Raw genomic sequence first — 18,889 nt, forward strand, 5'->3', positions numbered from 1 at the left:
CAGCCAAAACCAGCGACTAACCAAGATCCATCAACCACGGGAGGTGGTCAGTTTTCACCCGGAACAGGGTGGTCAGTTTTCGAGCGGCGTTGACAGCGGTCTACAGCGGCGCACAACACGTCGCGCAAACCTTCGTCGGCACCGCTGCCGTAGTCGCTGAACCCGACCAGGGCCTTGTTGAGGCCGTCGGTGGTGGAGGCGCTGATCGGGTCGCCGTCGCGGTAGGCGCCGTGGCCGTGGGCCGCCCAGTAGCGGTGGCCGAGGAAAGGCAGCGCGGTGACGCCGAGGACCGGCTGGTCGCGGTGGACCAAGCCGAGCGCGATAGCGCACAGCGGGTTGCCGTGCTGGTGGTTGATCGTGCCGTCAATAGGGTCGAGCACCCAGTACGTGTCCGAGTTGCCGACCGCTCCGGTCTCTTCCCCCACGAACCCGGTCTCGGCATGGCCGCAGGCGCTCAGTCGTTGCCGCACAAGGTGTTCGACGGTCTCGTCCACTTCGGAGACCGGATTGCGGTCTCCCTTGTACCGGATGTTGCGTGGAGGGTGGCTGAGCACGTGCTCGACCGCGAGGTCGATCGCGGCGTGGGCCGCCGGCAGGGCGGCGGTGAGGTCAAGTGCCGACGACATGGTTCCTTCGGGGTTGCTTCTTGGCGGGCATGGCGCCGCATGAACGAGCGGTGGACCTCCGGTTAGGACCGGGCAGGCCACCACGGCTGCTCGCGGGTCGGTCCGCCGTTGCGCAACCGATCCGCGAGGGCCGTCGGCCGCAGGTCCAGGTGGTCGAGTTCGGTATCGGTGGCCCAGCGCGCCTCGCCGTGGTCAACCCGGACCGCACTGGGGTCGATGAGAGTCACGTCGAACAGCAGGGCCAGCTCGAAGACGGTGGGTTGCGTGCCTGGGTGCTGGTTGCGCAGTTCCACGGCGGCGCAGAAGTCCAGGTGGGCCGCGTGGGCGTCGACCTGTTCCCGAAGGATGCGCCGCAGGGCGTCCTCGACAGCTTCACCGGCTCGTACGAAGCCGCCCGGCAGCCGGTACGTGATCGCGTCCGAGTCGCGGACGACTAGAAGTCGCTCGTCGTGTCCGACAAGGCCGTACACCGCGACGAGCGGGCCGAGGGCGGGCGAGGTGGTAGTCATGGTGCTTCTCACGATCGACGGACGGGGCAATATCGAAGGGGCACGTCAGGGTCGGGCCTGCCCGTGCTCGGCGGCCAGTGCCTGGAGTGCTCATCGCGGCACCGAGGGCTCGTAGGCGGCGGTGTTGAGCCGGGTCTCGTGAACCAGGACCCGCTCGACCCTCGCGCCGTCGGCGCGAGGAAGCCCGGCCAAAACGCTCTCGGCGACCCGACCCAGCAAAACCGCGACGGCCTCCACGGTGGGCCACGCCAGCCCGTGGCCGAACTGCTCGGCAACGTCCGCCGGGCGCTCGACCCCGAAGCAGAACACCCGGCTGCCCTCCGCGATCAGCGGCTCGATCAGTCGGTCGCGCGCGCCGAGCATCGTCGCGTGGTCGAGGTGTTCGTCGATCCACCGCCGAAGCCCGACCTTGAGCGCGCCGAACTCCACCACGGTCACCTCGGGACTCAGTTCCGGGGCGCTCACCGTCACTGCGACCGACCAGGAGTGGCCGTGCAGGCTCACGCACTTGCCGCCCAGGTGCGGCAGTCTGTGTCCGGACTCGAACGAATGCTCGACGGTGATCTTGTGCGGCATCAGCGGACCAGCGTGCTCGGCCGGTCGATCGACAGGGGCGAGTGCGGCAGCATCACCTCGTGCATCTGCACTGAACCAAGCTCACTTCCGCGAAGTCAGGCGACCGGGATCGAGTACGGCCTGCGGTGACCGGTCGGGGGTCGGCCACCGCAGGCCCGAGGCCAGTCAACGGCGTCGCCCACCGCGATCACCAGAGCGATCGTGCGGCGGCTGCGAGGCGTCCACGGGGCGGCACCCGGCCCGATCAGGGTTTTTCCTGGCGGGAGATCGGCTGTGTCACCCAAACGAGTGCGGGGAGCGGGTGTTCGGCGTCCGGCCGTCTGTGGTTGGTGGTCGGAGGCCGGGCGACGGTGAGGCACTCATGGGGCGACACCGGCCGTACGCTGCGGAAACGGGCGAGTACTGTGCGCTATGGAGGGACCGGAAGAAGGGGACGCGCGATGGCGGCACGGCCACTCACTCCGCTGGCCGCTGCTCGCGAAGCCGCCAGCTACACCCAGGAAAGCCTCGCCGTCACGCTGAAGGTCGAGCGCACCACCATCGGCCGATGGGAACGCGGCGTCCAGTCGCCCCAGCCGTGGCAGCGGCCCGGCCTCGCGCGCGCCCTGCAGGTCTCTCTCGAAGAGTTGGACGACCTGCTGCGCCGCACCGCCCGACGCTCCAACAAGCCCACCTCAGCTGCGGTCCTGGCCTCGGCACCGATCGGCGTCGAGCTGGTCCCGCCGGCACCACCGACCAGCGACAGCCACCAGCGCGAACCCGTCGCCGAGGTCGACGTCATCCACGCCGCGATCCCACGCCTGCGCCGCGCCCTCGACCGACTGGACCTGCCCGACGACGGGTACACCAGGACCCCGGCTGGCCTACACGGCGACATCTCCCGCGCCAGCGACGACCGGCTGCAGTCCCGCTACGGCAACCTCGCCCGTCGCCTGCCCGACCTCATCGCCGAACTCGCCCGCGCCGGCCAGCTCGGCGACGTCGCCGGTCGCCGCCACGCCGCAGCCCTGCTCACCCTGGCGCTGCGTGCCGCCGACGGGGTGGCCTTCAAGTTCGGCTACCTGGACCTGTCCGCGCGGCTGATCGACCTGATGCGCTCGGCCGCCCAGCTCGCCGAGGACCCACTGCTGCTGGCCACGGTGGCGTACGTGCGCACCGAGACCTTCTTCGCCAACGGCGACCTGGACACCGCCGCCCGAGCCCTCGAACTCGCCGCCGACCACGTACCCGACCTCGACACCGCCTCGGCCTCGGCCGCCTTCGGCGCCCTGCACATGCGCGCCGCGGTCGTCGCGGGCCGGGCTGGCAAGCCCGATCGCGCCGCCGACCACCTGCGCGAAGCCCGCCGCGCCGCAACCGCCGTCCCCGAAGGCGTCTACCAGGGCACCGCGTTCGGGCCGGCCTCCCTATGCATCCACGAACTCGCCGTCGCCGTCGAACTGCGCGATCCTCTGGGCATCGAACGGGCGGCGGCGTGGCACCCGCCCGACAACCTGCCCGCCGAACGTCGCTCCCACTACTTCATCGACCTCGCCCGCGCCCAGCTCACGCTCGGCCGTCACGAGGACGCCTACCTGTGCCTGCAAGCCGCCCGCCAGGCCGCGCCCGAGCACACCCGCACCCATCCCCAGGTCCGCCATTCGCTGTCGACCTTGCTGCGTACTCACAGCGCCCCGAGCACGGGACTGCTCGACCTCGCCGCCTGGGCTCGTGCTCGTTGATGCCCGGCCGGACGTTTAGTGCGGCGCCAGCAGATTGGGCAGGTCGTGCAGGGAGTCGATCACCCAATCGGCGTCGCGACGCACCACCGGGTCGTCAGCCCAGAGGTAGCCCCACGGGCCACGCCTGATCAACGCCGTGCGGAACCCCGCCGCCTTCGCCGCCACCACGTCGTTGTCCCGGTGGTCACCCACGTACACCGTCTCGCCGGGTCCGTCGGGCACCATCTCCGCGACGCGCGCGAAGAACTCGAGCGAGGGCTTGGCGACACCCCACTCGCCCGACGTCGCGATCTGGTCCACCGGCAGGCCCAGCGCACGCAGCAGCTCGGCAGCGCGGGAGGTCTGGTTCCCGGCCACCCCCACCCACAAGCCGAGCTCCCGCAGCCGCGCCAAGCCGGGCCGGACGTCGGGGTAAAGGTCGTTGTCCTCGATGTGCTCACCCAGTCCGGCCTCTTCCCGTAGCCGCCGTTCGCGGGCAAGGTCGAATCCCGGCTTGAAGTACTGGAACGTCTCGGCGTTGTCCCGGCCGGCAGCGGTGACCGCACCCAGCACGGTCGAGAAGGTATGACGTGGCACGCCGATCCAGTCGGCCCACGCACCCCACTCGCGCGAGTCGTCCAGCAACGTCTCGCCCACGTCGAACACCACCGCGGTCACCATGCTCCTACTCCTACGTCACCCACGATCACCCCGCCACAGAGGGTCTTGCGGCCCGCACCGCCCCGCTGACCTCGCCGCCGCGGAAGCCGGTCGAGGCGCCGCGTGGTCTGCCGCCACACCGGCCACGCAGCCTGCACCGACGTGGGCAGATCGGGGCTGCCATCCTGAACCGATGAGCACCTCCGGTCCGGGCCGCGGTCGTGACGACTTGGGACGCGCGCTGTTGGCCCAGCACCCTCGTGGCGAGCAATGGCGACAGCTCGACGTGACCATCGCCAACCTGACCTTCGAGCAGATCACTCGCATGGGCTCGCTCGGCGAGGAGCGCGCCTCCGATCGCCAGGCCGTTCGGGACAGGATCATCAACCGGATCTCCGACCCCGAGCTGGCCGGACGGCTTGCCTCACGGTGGATCCGATGGAAGGACACCTTCGGCCTGCCGATGCCCGCCGAACTCGACGACCCGATCGCCGTGCTGCAGCACCCCTACCTGCTGGCCCGGCAGGCTTCACCGGACCACTCCGGCTGGCACAAGGTGGTCCTGCCCGTGTTCGACGCCGGACTGGCGATCGCAGCGGCAGGCCACGACGACACGGGAAGCGCCGACTACGAATTGCTCATCGCTCCGTGGCGGCAGACCTGTCTGCCCTCGCGACACACCGCGACTGACGCCTACGGCCCGCACACCCAAGCCGCGCTGCGAGTCCTGCGCCATGCCGAAGCCACGCCGGCAGGGGTTGTGCGCCGGATGGGTCGAGTGTGCGCGGAAATCGACGAGCAACGCTGGCAAGCAGCGTGTGACACGGTCACCGAGGCGTCGATCGCGTGGGGGTTCCCGCTCCGGGCGCGCTCGCTGTACTGGGAGACCGTTCCAGCCGCCGAGGACGCCGTCGGCGAGTCACCCACAGACACGGCGGTCGTCAACGCACTATGGGGCGCGGCGATCTCGCAGGCGTTCGCCGGACGACTCGACTCCGACACCAGCGCGCTGTTGGCCAGCGCCTGGAGGACGGCGGGACTTCCACTCCCCGGATGACCCACCTCGCCGCGCTCCACGGCAACGGTCAGGCCGCGCCTCTGCCTGACACCGAGGTCGCAGACCGGCGACGAGATCATCCGGCCGGGTCGTAGGTGAGGACGAACCTGCTGTGGGTCTTGTCGATGGCAGGGCCCGCCAGTTCGCTGTCCGGGGTACCAGCCGGGTAGACGATGAGCGATGGCGTGTGCTGGTTCCGCTCGGGCGCCCAGGATCGGATCTCGTCGCAGAGGTACTCGGTCAGCTCGTCGGCGGCCGGGCCGTGACCGATCGCGCCCAACTCCCACCGCACCTCGTCGTCGGATTCCAGGCGGCGGGCGGTGAGGTACACCAGCGTGTCGCCCTCGACCAGCGCCATGCGCCACCACCCTGCGACCGGATCGCACACCTCGGGCGGGACGTCGGCGTGGACCTTGATCCGGCACACGCGCGGGTCGGTCACGGTCAGGCGGAGCCAGATCCCGTCATGCGACTCGTTCCTGCCGATCGTGGTCCCGGACCAGGCCGTGACACGCGGCTGGTCGAGCACCCCGCGCAGCGCTTCGGGGTCCACGGCCTGATCGCGGTCCCAGTGGAGCGACACCAGCTCGTCGGCGGTGATCGAGCCGCTGAGTTCGCCCTCACCGTCACCGACCAGGTACACGAAGCCGCACAGGTAGAGCGAATCGGACACCAGGCGGCCATCGGTGTAGGTGAAGGCGACGCTGCGTCCCTGGCCGCGCCATCGCAGTTCCCTATTGAATGTGGGTGTTGATCCACTTCGAGAGGGACGGTGGCGTGGCGGGCTGGCGGGTGTTCTGGGTGCCGCAGGATGCGCTGCGTGGCGGGGTGCGACGACAGGCGCTGGCGGGCTGGGCGGATCTGGCGGCGCGCGAAGACGAGGCGGGCGTACGGGCGGGGGATCCGATCTTCTTGTCGCCGGAGTATCGCGTGGATCCGCTGTTGAGTTTGTACGGGCGGTCGAAGCGGTTCCGCGAGTACACGACGGAGACGCGGCGGAACTACGCCACGGACATCGGCTTGTTTCTGACGTTCTTGTCCGTTCGCGGTCGGGTGTGGACTGCGGCGAGCGAGAGGGATGTGGAGGATTACGAGCATTGGCGCCGGTTCGCGGAGCGGAATCCTGCGCGGGTCGGGGGTTCGAAGTGGGATCGCGAGTTGGCGGCGTTCGCGAGCTTGTACCGGTGGGCGGTCAACAACCGTCACGTGCGGCGCAGCCCGCTGGCGATGAAGCAGGTGGTGGGTCGTGAGGGTGCGGTGTTGACGGTGCCGGCGGCCAGGGCGAAGGACGCGCGGCCGAGCAATGTGCACTGGCTGACGCCGCGGACGTGGCGGCGGTGGATCGAGGTCGGGCTGCGTGGGCATTCCCGTGACGGAGTTCCGGAACATGGCTGGGTGGGTCGGCTGGAAGACCGCAACGTGGCGTTCGTGCGGCTATTGGTCACCTCGGGGCTGCGGCGGGCGGAGGGCGGGTCGTTGCTGACGTTTGAGGTGCCAGCGCGGCAGGTGGAGGGTGCCCGCTATTACCGCGGCAAGGTCGCTGCCGAGGTGACGCGGTCGAAGAAGGCGCGCACGTTCTACGTCGCCGCAGACGCGGTCGGGGAGATCGAGGCGTATGTGGAGTCTTCGCGGGCGTGGGCGGTGCGCCGAGCGCAGAAGAAGGGGCGCTACGACCGGCTGCCGGGCAGGCGGGTGGTTGTCGAGGTGACCAGGGGCCGCAAGCCGACGGTGCGCTGGCGTGACGAGGCCGGCGTCACTGGTGAGCGAGGGTTGGATGATCTGACGGTGCGGGAGCGGATGACGCTGTTCGCTGAGGGGCCGCGGGGGTTGGAGCCGTTGTGGTTGTGGCTCAATGAGCAGGGCCTGCCGTTTCAGGTGCATTCCTGGGAGGGGTGTTCACCGCCGCGAACGGGCGCTGCGAGCGGGTGCTGTCCCCGCCGAACCGGATGGGCCTCGATCCGCATCAGGTGTTCGCTCCGTACGCGACGCCGCACTCGGCGCGGCACTCGTTCGCGCTGTTCATGTTGGTGGTGTTGAACACCCTGATGGATCTGAAGTACGGGTTGAGTCCGGAGGAGCGGCGGGATTTCCGGCAGCTGTACGGGGATCCGTGGTTCATGGTGCAGTGCTTGTTGGGGCATTCCTCGCGGGAGACCACTGTGGACCGGTATCTGGCGCCCGTGGCGGACCTGCAGTTGCGGTCGATGCTGGCCGGCGCGGCTGAGTCGGCGGCGGCACCGATGCCCGAACTGGACGTGGTGTTCGCGCGGATCGCGCGGGAATCGGAGGGCATCCAGGACCTTGATGACTGTATGCGGCCTGCGGGCGGTGGGATCGCGTGAGTCACAGCATGAGTCGTCGAGGGCGCCGGGCGTCCCTGCCGTCGGCCGGCCATGCCCGCCCGGAGTATGTCGCGGCGGATGGGCTGGTCGTGCACCACTACAACAGCGCTGGCCGGGTCCAGGAGTACGACTTCGCTGCACTGCCGGTCGCCGAGCCGCTGCAGCGCTCGCTGGCCGCGCTGTTCGCTGCCCGCTGCACACCGCACCATTGGACTGTGCACGCCAGTTCCACGATGTATTGGCGGCAGCTGGAGACGTTCACGATCTTCCTGTCTCAGCAGGCGCGGCCACCGCGTGACGTGGACGAGCTGACCGCGAGTCTGATCGAACGCTGGCGGGAGAGCGTGCTGGCCACTGCGGGTGGCTACACCACGTTCACTGCGGTCACCAGCCTGCTGCGCGGCGACCCCCGGCTGCAGACCGGGCCGATCGCGGACACGCTGGCCCGGCGCGCCCAGCGACCCCGCAGTGGGATCCAGTCCTACAGCGAGGCCGAGTTCGACCGGGTCAAGCTCGCCGCTCGGCGCATGTTCCGTGCGGCGTTGCTGCGGATCGAGCACAACGCCGCCCACCTGCAGCGCTGGCAGGCGGGCGAGTTCACCGAGGGCAGCCGCGACTGGGTGCTCGGCGAAGCCTTGGACGTCCTCGCCCGCACCGGCGACCTCATCCACTATCCCGGCCGCCGCGCGAGAGGCGGGCGGGGCATCGTCTACAAGTACCGGAAGGCGTTCGGGGGCATGGCCGCGGCGGTGACGTGGCAGCGGCTGTTTCTGTCCCGTATGGAGGCCACCGCGCTCGGGGTGCTGCTGCTGGCGGAGTTCGGTTGGAACCTCTCGGTGATCGACCGAGCCGCGATACCCCGAGCGTTACCCGACCCTGGCGAGGATGGCCGGCCGACGTACCGCATCCCGATCGAGAAACGGCGCCGTGGTGCGGGCCGCTTCTACGAGACCCGCAACGTCACCGATGATGGTGCCGCCTCGCCGGGCCGGCTGATCACGCAGGCGCTGGCGGCTACTCGGTTTGCTCGTGCCGTCGTCGCGGACCGCGCCCCGGATGTCGATCTGCTGGTCGTCTGGCGCACGCACGTCGTCGGCCGGGAACGCGCCGACGGGGACCGGCAGCCACCGGTCGGTCCGTTCCATTTCGGGGTTCATCGCGACGCCGGTGCACGGTGGGCACGCACGGTGGGGTTGCGCGGGTCGCCGTTTCAGCGGGGACGGCAGACGGTGAACGCGCTCAATCGCCGCGAGCCGGGCCAGAACAGCCAGGACACGCACGACCGGCACTACGTGCTGGTCGACAAGCGGGTGCAGTCCGAGGCTGTCGCGATCATCGCGGCCGGTGCGGACGAGGCGACCGCGCACGCGCGTCGAGCGGTGCTGGTGGCTGAACTCCGGGACGCGCCGGACCCCGGCGATGTAGAGACCGCGACGGCGGACTGCGCCAACATCGAGCACAGCCCCTACCCGGCAGCTGGCGGTGGTTCTGGTGGTGGTTCTGGTGATCGATGTGGGGCGTCGTTCCTGATGTGCCTGGGTTGCGTGAACGCCCGGATCCATCCCGGCCACCACGGTCGGCTCGCCCACTTGCACCACGCGGTGAGCCACCTGCGCTCCGTGCAGGCGCCGACGGTGTGGGACGCGGACTGGGGCGAGACCCACGCCCGTTTGGACGACCTGAAGACCAAGCTCGGCGCCACCGTGTGGACACGAGCGAAAGCCCAGGTCACCGACACTGACCGGGAACTGATCGACCTCATGCTGACCGGAGACCTCGACACGTGACCGCCGCCCTGGACCTCAGCCGCCACTACCGTTATCTCCTGCCGCTGCCGGAACCTGGCACTGCGGTGGTCCTGCCGCCGTTCGTCGTGGCGATGCACGCCCATCTCAACGCCCGCTATGCCGACGCCGCCTGGCCGCTTGGCCCGCTGACGGCCAACCCCAGCGCGTACCGGAGGGTGATCTACTGGCGCAACTGTCCGGCGGTGTTCGCCGACGAACTGCGGCTGGCCTCTTGGACGATGATCAACGGCCGCTTGCGGCCCACGTTCCTGCGGGCTCGCGGCGCCCGGCTGCGTTCCCGCCTCAGCGCCGCACAGATACACGAGACGATCTCGGCCTGGATACGCCTGGCGAACTGGCTAGAGGCTCACGGCATCCGGCGTCTCGCCGACTGCACCACCAGTGTCCTGCACTCCTACGGGCAACATCTCCTGAGCTGCCACACCAACCGCAACCACACGCACAAGACGTTGGGCGCAGTGACCCGGCTGTGGGCGTTCGATCAGCTGTGCGCCCGGCCTGCCGGGATCGGGCGGCCTCCGTGGGACGAACGCGGAGCTGATGACTACCTCCCCGCCGCCACGATCACCGGTGGGGAGAACGAGACCGAGCCATTGGCCGAACAAACGATAGGCCCGCTGCTGATCTGGGCGATGCGCATGATCGACGACCTGGCCGAGGACATCCTCGCCGCCTGGGTCGAGACGCAGCGGCTGACTGAGGTCGCCCGCACCACGACCGGGACACCGCACGGGAAAGCCGCGTTGGAGGCGTTCCTCGCCCCGCTGCTGGCCGCCGGATCGCCGTTGCCAGCCAGCCGGATCCGGGGCGAGGTTTGTCTCGCCGCGACCTACCTCAGCGGCATCACCGGAGCCTCACGCGCCCAGATCGACAAGCTGAACCAGCGCGAGGGCCTCGCGGCCGTCGCCGCGCAGCGGCCAGGGCCGTGCCCGTTGGACGTCCCGATAACCGGCCGGATCGCCGGGTTGCCGTGGCGGCAGGCTCTGGACTTCGCCGAGACACCAGTGCTGATGCGGCACCTCGGCACAGCGGCCTTCATCGTCTGCGCCTACTTGACAGGGATGCGCACCGGTGAGGTTCTGGGCATGAGAACCGGTTGCTGCCCCGACCCAGAACCCGTCACGGACAAGAACGCGGACAGGAACAACGCCGACGGGAACGCCGGCAGGCACTTGATCCGGACGCACGAGTACAAGAACGCCATCGACGAAAGGGCATTTTCTTGCGCGTCATGACGATCTCGTCGCGCGCTGCGCCCACGGGGTCGGACCGATCGACGCCGTGCCCGCCGACCGCGTGGTGGCCACCCTGTCGGGCGTGCCGGGCTGGTCCGACGCGAGCGCCAAGGAGCAGGCCGCCCGCCAACGCGGAACCAGCCGGGTGCTTCAGTGGTTGCTGACCTATCCCGGAGACGGCTGGCAGGATCGATGGCTGGCCGCGAACGCCGACGCCGGAACAGAGTGGTTCGACACCCTGGTCGCCGCCGACCACAGGGCACCGCTGACCGCGCGCAACGAGGTCACTCGCGGCGTGAACTGGCTGCTGCTGAGCCGGGCGATCCTGCCCAGCTACCGGTTCCTGGCCCAGTATCACAGCCAGACGCTGTTGGACCGTGTGCAGGAGATCCGCCGACCCGACCTGTTCGCGCAGGCCCGGAAGAGCACCACTACCTACCCTCATCTGACCGGTCGACGGTTGGTCGCGGGGCTGAGGGTGCTGTGCAAGATCGTGCTGCACACCGGCCGCGATCTGGACCAACTCGGCGCCGACGACGTCTTCGAGTACCGCGCCTGGTTCATGCGAAACACCGGTCGTTTTGCCGGCGGCACTCACGAGGCATGGGACCTGTTGCGTGCCCTCGATATCCTGCGCACGGACTTGTCCCTGCGGGACACCCTCCGCACGGGCCAACGCAGCCCGGCCGAGCTCGTCGACCGCTACCCGATTGCGTGCCGCCCGGTCCGAGATGTCCTCGTGCGGTACCTGGACGAGCGCAGCGCCGGCCTGGACCACAAGAGCTTGATCACCTTGTCCTACTACCTCGCCGCTGTCTTCTGGGCGGACGTCGAGCAGCATCATCCCGGTATCGACACGCTGCGCTTGCCGCCGGAGGTGGCCGAAGCCTGGCGCGGCCGAGTGCGTTTCTGCGTCACACGCCGTGGCCATCAACGACCTCGCCGGGACCACCTGGGCGTCATGACCCGAGTCCGGACGCTCTACCTCGACATCCAGGAATGGGCGACCGAGGACCCCGCGGCTTGGGCCGCTTGGGCCGCGCCCAGCCCGGTCCGCGCGAGCGACCTCAAAGGCATGGGCAAGGCCCAGAAGAAAACGACGGCCGCGATGCACCAGCGTGTGCGGGAACGACTCCCTCAACTGCCGATGCTGGTCGACTACGCCGAACGCCACCACAAGGACCAAGCAGACCTGCTGGATGTAGCGCGGGCGACCCCGGTGGGCGAGACGTTCGTCCGCAACGGGGTTCGTTACCGCCGGGTCGCCTACAAGACGACGAGCCCCACGAATAGCGACGTCGGATCATCGACGTTGCCGGTGGAGAATACCGCCACGGGCGAACGAATCGACGTGCTGCGCGGCGAGGACGAAGCGTTCTGGGCGTGGGGAATCATCGAAACATTGCGCCATACCGGAGTTCGGCTGGAAGAGTTGCTGGAGGTGACACACCTGGCGTTGGTGTCGTACCGGCTTCCGGACACCGGCGAAGTCGTACCTCTGCTTCAGATCGTCCCCTCGAAGTCCAACGAGGAAAGACTACTGTTGGTCAGCCCCGAACTCGCCAGCGTTCTGGCTACGATCGTGACCAGGCTCCGCGCGCATAATGGCAACACCATACCGCTGGTGGCCCGATACGACCCGCACGAACGGACCATCGGTCCACCATTGCCACACTTGTTCCAGCGCACCCTCGCCGGGAAGTCGAAAGTCATCAGCACCGGCACGGTCTACAAGTTGCTCGCGGACACGCTTACCCGAAGCGGGATCTGCGACGCCGCCGGACAGTCGATGAACTTCAGCCCACATGATTTCCGGAGATTGTTCACCACTGACGCCGTCACCGGCGGCCTTCCCGTCCATATCGTGGCACGCCTATTGGGGCACAAAAACATCAACACGACCCAAGCATATCTCGCCGTCTTCCAGGAAGAACTCGTCAAGACCTATCGCAGCTTCCTGGCCAACAGGCGAGCGCTCCGACCCCACGAAGAATACAGGGAGCCGACGGACGAGGAATGGACAGAATTCCAGCGACACTTCCAACTGCGTAAACTAGAGCTTGGTGAATGTGGACGCCCGTATGGAAGCAGCTGTCAGCACGAGCATTCTTGTATTCGCTGCCCGATGCTTCGGGTCGACCCCAGACAACGCGGCAGGCTCGTCGAGATAATTCATAACCTCAAAGAGCGCATCGCCGAAGCCACGATGAATCGGTGGCTGGGCGAAGCCCAGGGACTTCAGGTCAGCCTCGCCGAGGCGACGAAGAAGCTCGTCAGCCTTGACCGCAGGCTCGAACGCAACCGCGCCGGACACGGCAAGGACACCGTCGGTTTGGGGATGCCGGTGATCGGCATACCTTGCTGACCGTGCTGCTCGGCCGGTAGCGCGCGTGATGTACGAGCGCTACCGGCGACGACAACCTCGTTGAACGCGCCACGCAAGGGCATCGGCGAGTCGGTGGCCCGAGGCAGTGCCGAAACCAATGACCACCGCAGCGGCCACATTGGTCAGGACTGGCCGACCGACCAACGATGGGACGGCCTCGATCAGACTGTGCGGGTCGGGAGCGTCAGCGCTTGGTCCAGATCCGCGATGAGGTCGTCGGCGTCTTCGAGCCCGATGGAGAGGCGGACCATACTGTCGGCGATGCCGCGACGGGCTCGGTCGGCGGGGTCGAGGCCGTGGTGGGTGGTGGTGATGGGTTGCGTGACAAGGCTTTCCGCGCCGCCGAGGCTGGCGGCGATGCTGAACACTCGGAGCCGGTCGACTACAGCCGCGGTGGCGTTGGCGTCGCCGTCGACGAGGAAGCTGAGCATGCCGCCGTGGCCGCGCATCTGGGTTTTGACGATGGTCGCTTGGTCGCCGGTGGCCAGGCCGGGGTAGTTGACCTTGGTCACGCGGGGATGCTCGGCCAGGTATTCGGCGACGGCGGTGGCGGCGGTGTTCTGGGCACGGACCCGGACGACGAGGGTGCGGATGCTGCGGGCGAGCAGTGATGCGATCTCGGGGGCGATGACTTGGCCGAGGTTCTTGCGCCACGCGGCGATCGGGGCGAGCAGTTCGGCGGGGCCAGCGACGGCTCCGGCGGTGAGGTCGCTGTGGCCGCCGAGGTATTTGGTCGCGGAGTGGATGACCAGGTCGGCGCCGTGGTGCAGCGGGTTCTGGTTGACCGGGGTGGCAAAGGTGTTGTCCACCACGACCAGGGCCCCGGCTTTGTGCGCCTGGGCGGTGATCGCGGCGATGTCGAAGATGTCGAGGTTGGGGTTGGACGGGGTTTCGAAGAACACGATCCGGGTGCGGTCGGTGAGCACGTCGGGTAGCTGATTGGCTTCGCCGGCGGTGAGGAAGGTGGTCTCGATTCCGAGCCGGGGCAGGTTCTCGCCGAGTAGTTCGAAGGTGCCGCCGTAGACGTCGCCCAGGCACACGATGTGCTCGCCGGTCTTGATGTGGGACAGGAAGGTCGCGGCTTCGGCGGCCATGCCGGATCCGAACGCGAGCGCGGACTGGGTGTCTTCGAGGTCGGCGAGTTTGCGTTCCAGGGAGCGGATGGTGGGGTTGAGGCCGTAGCGGGTGTAGAGGTTGCCCTCGCGTCGGCCTTCGACGACGTCGAGCAGGTCGGCGGTGGAGTCGAAGGCAAAGGTGGAGTGCCCGTAGAGCGGCGGGTGGATGGCGCCTTGCGGGTCGCGGACGTCTCCGGCGTGCACACACCGGGTGGACAAGCCGGGTCGCTGTTCGGGCGTGGTGTTCACCTTCGGGTCGCTCATCAATCCCTGCTTCCTGTCGTGGTTGTGATCAGCTCGGTGGCGCGGTCGATGTCGGCGGGGGTGCTCCAGCGACCGAGGGACAGCCGCAACGCGGACAGGCTCCGTTCGGCGTCGAGGCCCATCGCGGTCAGTACAGGTGAGGGCTGGTGGTCACCGGCGTGGCACGCGGAGCCGGTCGACGCGGCGATCCCCGGTGTCGCGGCGAGCAGGCTGTGCCCGGTCACCCCGAGGATGCTGATGTTGAGCGTGTTCGGCAGCCGCGCCGCCGCGGGCCCGTTGAGTTCCACCCGGCCGGGCAGTCGCGCGGCGAGCTGGTCGTGGAGCCGGTCGCGCAGGGTCTGGATGCGCTCGTGGCCTCCTGCTGCAAGGTCGGCGGCGGCGAGGTCGGCGGCGGTGCCCAGTGCGACGGCGAGGGCGACGTTTTCGGTGCCGGCGCGCAGGCCGTGTTCCTGTCCGCCGCCGTACACCAAGGGCTCCAGTGCCAGGCCGGGTCGCGTGTAGAGGGCGGCGATGCCTTTGGGGGCATACATTTTGTGCCCGACCACGGTGAGCAGGTCCACGTCGAGGGCGGTCACGTCGAGCGGGATCTTCCCGACGGTTTGGGCGGCGTCGCAGTGGAACACCGCGCCGTGCTCGTGGGTGATGCGGGCCAGTTCGTCGATCGGTTGCAGGGCACCGGTTTCGTTGTTGGCGGCCATGATCGACACCAGCACGGTGCGGCCGGTGAATGCGGCGGCCAGCGCGGCCGGGTCGACGCGCCCGTCGGTGTCGACGGGCAGGTAGGTCACCTCGGCGCCGTGCCAGCGTTGCAACGCCTGGCACGCTTGCAGGACAGCGGGGTGCTCGGTGGTCTGGGTGATCACGTGCGGCCGGTCGGTTCCGGCGGCCAAGACCACACCGCGGATGGCGAGGTTGTCGGCCTCGGAACCGGAGCCGGTGAACACGATTCGTCCGCCTGGCGCGCCGATCAGGGCGGCGACCTGGTCGCGGGCGTGCTCCAGTGCGGCGCGGGGCGTGGTGCCGTAGCGGTGGTCGCTGGAGGGGTTGCCGAATTCGCCGGTCAAATACGGCAGCGTCGCCTCGACGACTGTGGGATCGACGGGCGTGGTGGCGTTGTAGTCGAGGTAGATCGGGTCCTCGGCTAGTCCACTAGGGATGGTCACGGCGTGTCTTTCTCCTGTAGTGGAACGGGTTCGGCGCGCTGGTCGCGCGGGTGTGTCTCGTACATGCGTGCCGCGACGATCAGGCCGGAGGCGGCGGTGATCGCGGCGACCACCCACACCGCGGCGCGGATGCCCCAGAGGTCGGCGACGATCCCGGACAGCAGGGCGCCGACGGCGAACCCGCCGTCGCGCCAGAGCCGGTAGACCCCGACCGCGCGGGCACGCCAGGCCGGATGGGCGACATCGCCGATGGTGGCCAGCAACGTCGGATAGACCATCGCGGTACCCGCGCCCAGCAGCACCGCGGCCACCGCCCAGAGGGTGAACGTGTCGGCCAGCGCGATGAGGCCGAGCGCCGCAGCTTGGACGAGCATGCCGGTGGTGATGAGGTGTTTGCGGCCCCACCGGTCCGACAGCGGACCGGTGACGAGTTGCCCCAGGCCCCACACCGCGGGGTAGAGCGCGGCCAGGATCCCGATCCGGGCGACCGACAGCCCGGCCGCGGTGAACAGGATCGGGAGCAGTCCCCAGGCGAGGCCGTCGTTGAGGTTGTTGACCATCCCGGCCTGGCTGGCCGCGGACAGGGCGGGTTCGCGCACGCTGGTGTGGGCGAAGACCTGCTTGTTGGTCAGTTCGGAGTGCAGGTGGTCGTGCCGGCCGTCGGCGCGGGTGGTGTGCTGGGCGGCTTCCACGCGGGCGTGCTCGCGGGTCTCACGGACCACGAGCACGGACAGCCCGAGGCCGAGCGCGACGTAGGACAGGCCGAGCAGGAACGGCGCGGGCCGCAACCCGTAGCGGGCGGCGAGGTAGCCGGTGGCCACGGCGGTAACCGCGACCGCGAGGTATCCGGCGGCTTCGTTCAGACCCATCGCCAGGCCGCGGCGGGACGGGCCGGCGAGGTCGATCTTCATGATCACGGTGGTGGACCAGGTCAGTCCCTGGTTGATCCCGAGCAGCACGTTCGCCGCGACGACCCAGCCCCACGAGGGCGCCCAGATCAGCATGAGCGGCACCGGGATCGCGATCAGCCATCCAGCGACGAGCACCGGTTTGCGGCCGAACCGGTCCGACCAGGTGCCCGCGAAGTAGTTGGTGGCGGCTTTGGTGGCGCCGAAGGCCAGCACGTAGGTCAGCAGGAACGTGTAGCCGGTCAGGTGAAAGGTCTGCTCGGCCAGCGGGGACAGCACGGTGCGTTCCTGCCCGAGCACGCCGCCAACCAGCGCGTTGACGGCGACGAGCAAGCTGAACTGGGCGAGGTTGGCGCGGATCCCCAGCCGCGGGCTTCCGATGGCGCGGCTCATGTTCCGGTCTCCAGCCGGTGGCCGGTGGCCGTGGCCCAGTCGTCGGGGCCGCCGGTGAGCACGGCGAGGTCGCGGTGGCCGGCGCGTTCGAGCAGGCTGGCCGCGCCCATCGCGCGTTCGCCGTGTCCGCACATCACGACCAGCGGTTCGCCGGGCACGTCCTGCGCGCGGTCGGCGAGCTCGCCCAGTTCGACGTGCTGGGCGCCGGGCAGGTGCCCGGCGGCGAACTCGGGGGTCTGCCGGATGTCGAGGACCGACGTGTCGACCTGGTCGGGTCGCACGAGTCGAGTGCTGGTGGTGGGGTGCTCGGCGGCGGTCCAGGCGTCCAGGCCGCCGGTGAGTTCTCCGGCGAGGTTGCCGTAGCCGATCTTCGTGGCCTGCCACGCGATCTCCGCCGGGTCCTGATCGGACCGGCGCACGATGATCAGCGGCTGGTCGTGCGGTGCCAGCCACCCCAGCCAGGACGCGAACACCGGCCGCAGCGGGATCGACACCGCACCCGGTATGTGGGCGGCAGCGAAGTCGGCGACCGGCCGCACGTCGACCGCCACCGCGCCCTGCGCCAGCAGCGCCCGCACCTCGGCGACGCTGAGCGGCGCGAGCGCCGGTGGCTGGTCGAGCACGGCGGGGCCGCGACGGTTGATCTCGCCCAGACGGTGAAAGTAGGGCGGGAAGCTGCCCAGCGAGCCGAGCAGCGCGGTGACGAAGGCGTCCTCGTCGGCGGCGCGCAGCAGCGGGTTGGTGGTCTTCTCCCGGCCGATGGTGCTGGTGCGTTCCGAGCCCGGCGGAGCGGAGCAGAACGACCCGGCACCGTGGGTGGGCCACACCGCCACGTCGTCCGGGAGTTCGGCCAGCCGCCGCAACGAGGCGTACTGGGCGCGGGCCAGCGCCTCGGTCTGCTCGGGTGAGACCAGATCGGTCCGGGCCGCCGACCCCACCAGCAGGGAACCACCGGTGAACACCCCGACCGGCTTGTCGCCGTCCAGCAGCAGGAACGACAGATGCTCATGAGTGTGGCCCGGCGTGCCCAATGCACGCAGCCGCAACCCGCCGAGGTCGACCTCGTCACTGTCGCGCAGCCCGCTGTGGGTGAACTCGCGATGCCCGGCGGCCGAGGCGAGCACCTGTGTGCCCTCGGTCGCGGATAGCTGGCGGGCGCCGGAGAGGAAGTCCGCGTGCAGATGGGTGTCGGCGGCAAACGCCACCGTCAACCCGCGGCGTCGGGCGAGGCGCGAAGACTCCCGCAGGTCGAGGCTGACGTCGACCACCATTGCCCGGCCATCGCCGAGGTCGAGCAGGTAGGCGGAATTGCCCAGTCCCTCGTCGACGAGCGGGACGATGTCGACTGTGCTCACCTGGCACCTCCGTGGCTTCGCGGGCGGGTTGGGTTCCCGCATGAGTTCTGTTCTACACTATTCCAAGGATGATTGGAGAACCATGGGTGATCGAGGCGCGAAGACGGCGTTGTTCGAGCAGTTCGCCCGCGTGGGCAAGGCGCTGGGCAGCGGCAAACGGCTGGAGTTGCTGGACCTGCTGGCACAGGGTGAGCGCACGGTCGAGTCGCTGGCACGGGCCGCCGAACTCGGGCTGACCACGGCCTCGGCGCACCTGCAGACCCTCAAGCAGGCCAACTTGGTGACGACCCGCCGTGACGGCACCAAGATCTACTACCGGCTCGCCGGGGATGACGTCGCCGCGCTGTACGCGCTCGTCCAGGCCGTGGCCGTCGAGCACCTCGCCGACGTGGAGGCCGCACGCGCCACCTATCTCGGGCCAGAGACCGAGGAGGTCACCCGCGAGGAGCTGCTGCGACGGGTGCGTTCCGGCGGCGCCACCGTGATCGACGTGCGTCCGCGCGAGGAATACGCCGCCGGGCACATCCCCGGCGCGGTGTCGATTCCGCTGGAAGACCTCGCCGAGCGCTTGGCTGAACTTCCCCTCGATCAGGAGATCGTCGCCTACTGCCGCGGCGCCTACTGCGTGTTCGCCCACGACGCGGTCCGCCTGCTCATCGCCGCCGGTCGCCCGGCTCGCCGGTTGGCCGACGGCATGCTCGAATGGCGCTTGGCTGACCTACCGGTGGCAACCTGACCAAGATTTTCGGGCGCGGTGTCGAATCGGGCGTGTCGGTCGTCTCCTGGGCAAGG

17 protein-coding genes are annotated in these 18,889 nt (G+C 69.2%); 8 read left to right on the forward strand and 9 right to left on the reverse strand.

Annotation, left to right across the window (positions count from 1 at the left end; all coding sequences use genetic code 11):
- Nucleotides 1-47 precede the first annotated feature (47 nt).
- The 3 genes from BM199_RS21730 to BM199_RS21740 all read right to left on the reverse strand — a co-directional run bounded on the left by BM199_RS21730 (nucleotide 48) and on the right by BM199_RS21740 (nucleotide 1,711).
- A complete protein-coding gene (locus BM199_RS21730) occupies nucleotides 48-626 on the reverse strand; it encodes an inositol monophosphatase family protein (protein ID WP_091675153.1) in 579 nt (192 codons plus the stop codon).
- A gap of 62 nt (nucleotides 627-688) precedes the next feature.
- Nucleotides 689-1,135, reverse strand: a complete 447-nt coding sequence (locus BM199_RS21735; RefSeq protein WP_091675154.1) for an NUDIX domain-containing protein — start codon at nucleotides 1,133-1,135, stop codon at nucleotides 689-691.
- 90 nt (nucleotides 1,136-1,225) lie between these two features.
- Nucleotides 1,226-1,711, reverse strand: a complete 486-nt coding sequence (locus BM199_RS21740; protein ID WP_091675155.1) for a 6-pyruvoyl trahydropterin synthase family protein — start codon at nucleotides 1,709-1,711, stop codon at nucleotides 1,226-1,228.
- A 440-nt stretch (nucleotides 1,712-2,151) separates the two neighbouring features.
- Here BM199_RS21740 and BM199_RS34615 point away from each other — a divergent pair, with 440 nt between their 5' ends.
- Nucleotides 2,152-3,432, forward strand: coding sequence for a helix-turn-helix domain-containing protein (locus BM199_RS34615; protein ID WP_091675156.1), 1,281 nt, complete (start codon nucleotides 2,152-2,154; stop codon nucleotides 3,430-3,432).
- A gap of 15 nt (nucleotides 3,433-3,447) precedes the next feature.
- Here the strand turns inward: BM199_RS34615 and BM199_RS21750 are convergent, their stop codons facing one another.
- Nucleotides 3,448-4,092 carry an HAD family hydrolase gene (locus tag BM199_RS21750; protein ID WP_091675157.1) on the reverse strand — a complete coding sequence of 215 codons (645 nt, stop codon included), beginning with the start codon at nucleotides 4,090-4,092 and terminating at the stop codon, nucleotides 3,448-3,450.
- A gap of 172 nt (nucleotides 4,093-4,264) precedes the next feature.
- Here BM199_RS21750 and BM199_RS21755 point away from each other — a divergent pair, with 172 nt between their 5' ends.
- Nucleotides 4,265-5,128 carry a hypothetical protein gene (locus tag BM199_RS21755; protein WP_091675158.1) on the forward strand — a complete coding sequence of 288 codons (864 nt, stop codon included), beginning with the start codon at nucleotides 4,265-4,267 and terminating at the stop codon, nucleotides 5,126-5,128.
- Between the two features lie 76 nt (nucleotides 5,129-5,204).
- Here BM199_RS21755 and BM199_RS21760 read toward each other — a convergent pair whose 3' ends face one another.
- Entirely contained in the window at nucleotides 5,205-5,801 is a 597-nt protein-coding gene (locus BM199_RS21760; protein ID WP_091675159.1) for a hypothetical protein, read from the reverse strand.
- Nucleotides 5,802-5,875: 74 nt separating this feature from the next.
- On the opposite strand from BM199_RS21760, the gene BM199_RS21765 reads away from it, so the two are divergent.
- The 5 genes from BM199_RS21765 to BM199_RS21780 are packed head-to-tail and all read left to right on the forward strand — an operon-like array spanning nucleotide 5,876 to nucleotide 12,878.
- Complete coding sequence (locus BM199_RS21765; protein WP_218160397.1) at nucleotides 5,876-7,165, forward strand: site-specific integrase; 1,290 nt, start codon at nucleotides 5,876-5,878, stop codon at nucleotides 7,163-7,165.
- The gene (locus tag BM199_RS34260) at nucleotides 7,150-7,470 is read left to right on the forward strand and encodes a hypothetical protein (RefSeq protein ID WP_218160398.1); all 321 of its coding nucleotides are present in this window, start codon (nucleotides 7,150-7,152) and stop codon (nucleotides 7,468-7,470) included. The genes BM199_RS21765 and BM199_RS34260 overlap by 16 nt, the downstream gene beginning before the upstream one ends.
- 8 nt (nucleotides 7,471-7,478) lie before the next feature.
- On the forward strand, nucleotides 7,479-9,257 hold the full coding sequence (locus BM199_RS21770; protein ID WP_143101884.1) for a hypothetical protein: 1,779 nt from the start codon (nucleotides 7,479-7,481) through the stop codon (nucleotides 9,255-9,257).
- Complete coding sequence (locus tag BM199_RS21775) at nucleotides 9,254-10,513, forward strand: hypothetical protein (protein WP_091675161.1); 1,260 nt, start codon at nucleotides 9,254-9,256, stop codon at nucleotides 10,511-10,513. The genes BM199_RS21770 and BM199_RS21775 overlap by 4 nt, the downstream gene beginning before the upstream one ends.
- A 46-nt stretch (nucleotides 10,514-10,559) precedes the next feature.
- On the forward strand, nucleotides 10,560-12,878 hold the full coding sequence (locus tag BM199_RS21780) for a tyrosine-type recombinase/integrase (protein WP_091675162.1): 2,319 nt from the start codon (nucleotides 10,560-10,562) through the stop codon (nucleotides 12,876-12,878).
- Between the two features lie 182 nt (nucleotides 12,879-13,060).
- Here BM199_RS21780 and BM199_RS21785 read toward each other — a convergent pair whose 3' ends face one another.
- The 4 genes from BM199_RS21785 to BM199_RS21800 are packed head-to-tail and all read right to left on the reverse strand — an operon-like array spanning nucleotide 13,061 to nucleotide 18,097.
- Nucleotides 13,061-14,278 (reverse strand): trans-sulfuration enzyme family protein, encoded by a 1,218-nt coding sequence (locus tag BM199_RS21785; RefSeq protein ID WP_199542956.1) that lies wholly within the window; start codon nucleotides 14,276-14,278, stop codon nucleotides 13,061-13,063.
- Nucleotides 14,278-15,441 (reverse strand): cysteine desulfurase family protein, encoded by a 1,164-nt coding sequence (locus BM199_RS21790; RefSeq protein ID WP_091675163.1) that lies wholly within the window; start codon nucleotides 15,439-15,441, stop codon nucleotides 14,278-14,280. The genes BM199_RS21785 and BM199_RS21790 overlap by 1 nt, the downstream gene beginning before the upstream one ends.
- A complete protein-coding gene (locus tag BM199_RS21795; RefSeq protein ID WP_091675164.1) occupies nucleotides 15,438-16,742 on the reverse strand; it encodes an MFS transporter in 1,305 nt (434 codons plus the stop codon). Before BM199_RS21795 ends, BM199_RS21790 begins: the two co-directional genes overlap by 4 nt.
- Nucleotides 16,739-18,097 carry an MBL fold metallo-hydrolase gene (locus BM199_RS21800; protein WP_091675165.1) on the reverse strand — a complete coding sequence of 453 codons (1,359 nt, stop codon included), beginning with the start codon at nucleotides 18,095-18,097 and terminating at the stop codon, nucleotides 16,739-16,741. The genes BM199_RS21795 and BM199_RS21800 overlap by 4 nt, the downstream gene beginning before the upstream one ends.
- Before the next feature lie 82 nt (nucleotides 18,098-18,179).
- Here BM199_RS21800 and BM199_RS21805 point away from each other — a divergent pair, with 82 nt between their 5' ends.
- Complete coding sequence (locus BM199_RS21805) at nucleotides 18,180-18,833, forward strand: ArsR/SmtB family transcription factor (protein WP_091675166.1); 654 nt, start codon at nucleotides 18,180-18,182, stop codon at nucleotides 18,831-18,833.
- The last annotated feature ends 56 nt before the right edge of the window (nucleotides 18,834-18,889 follow it).

It is taken from the genome of Amycolatopsis marina, from assembly GCF_900111885.1.
GTDB lineage: Bacteria > Actinomycetota > Actinomycetes > Mycobacteriales > Pseudonocardiaceae > Amycolatopsis > Amycolatopsis marina.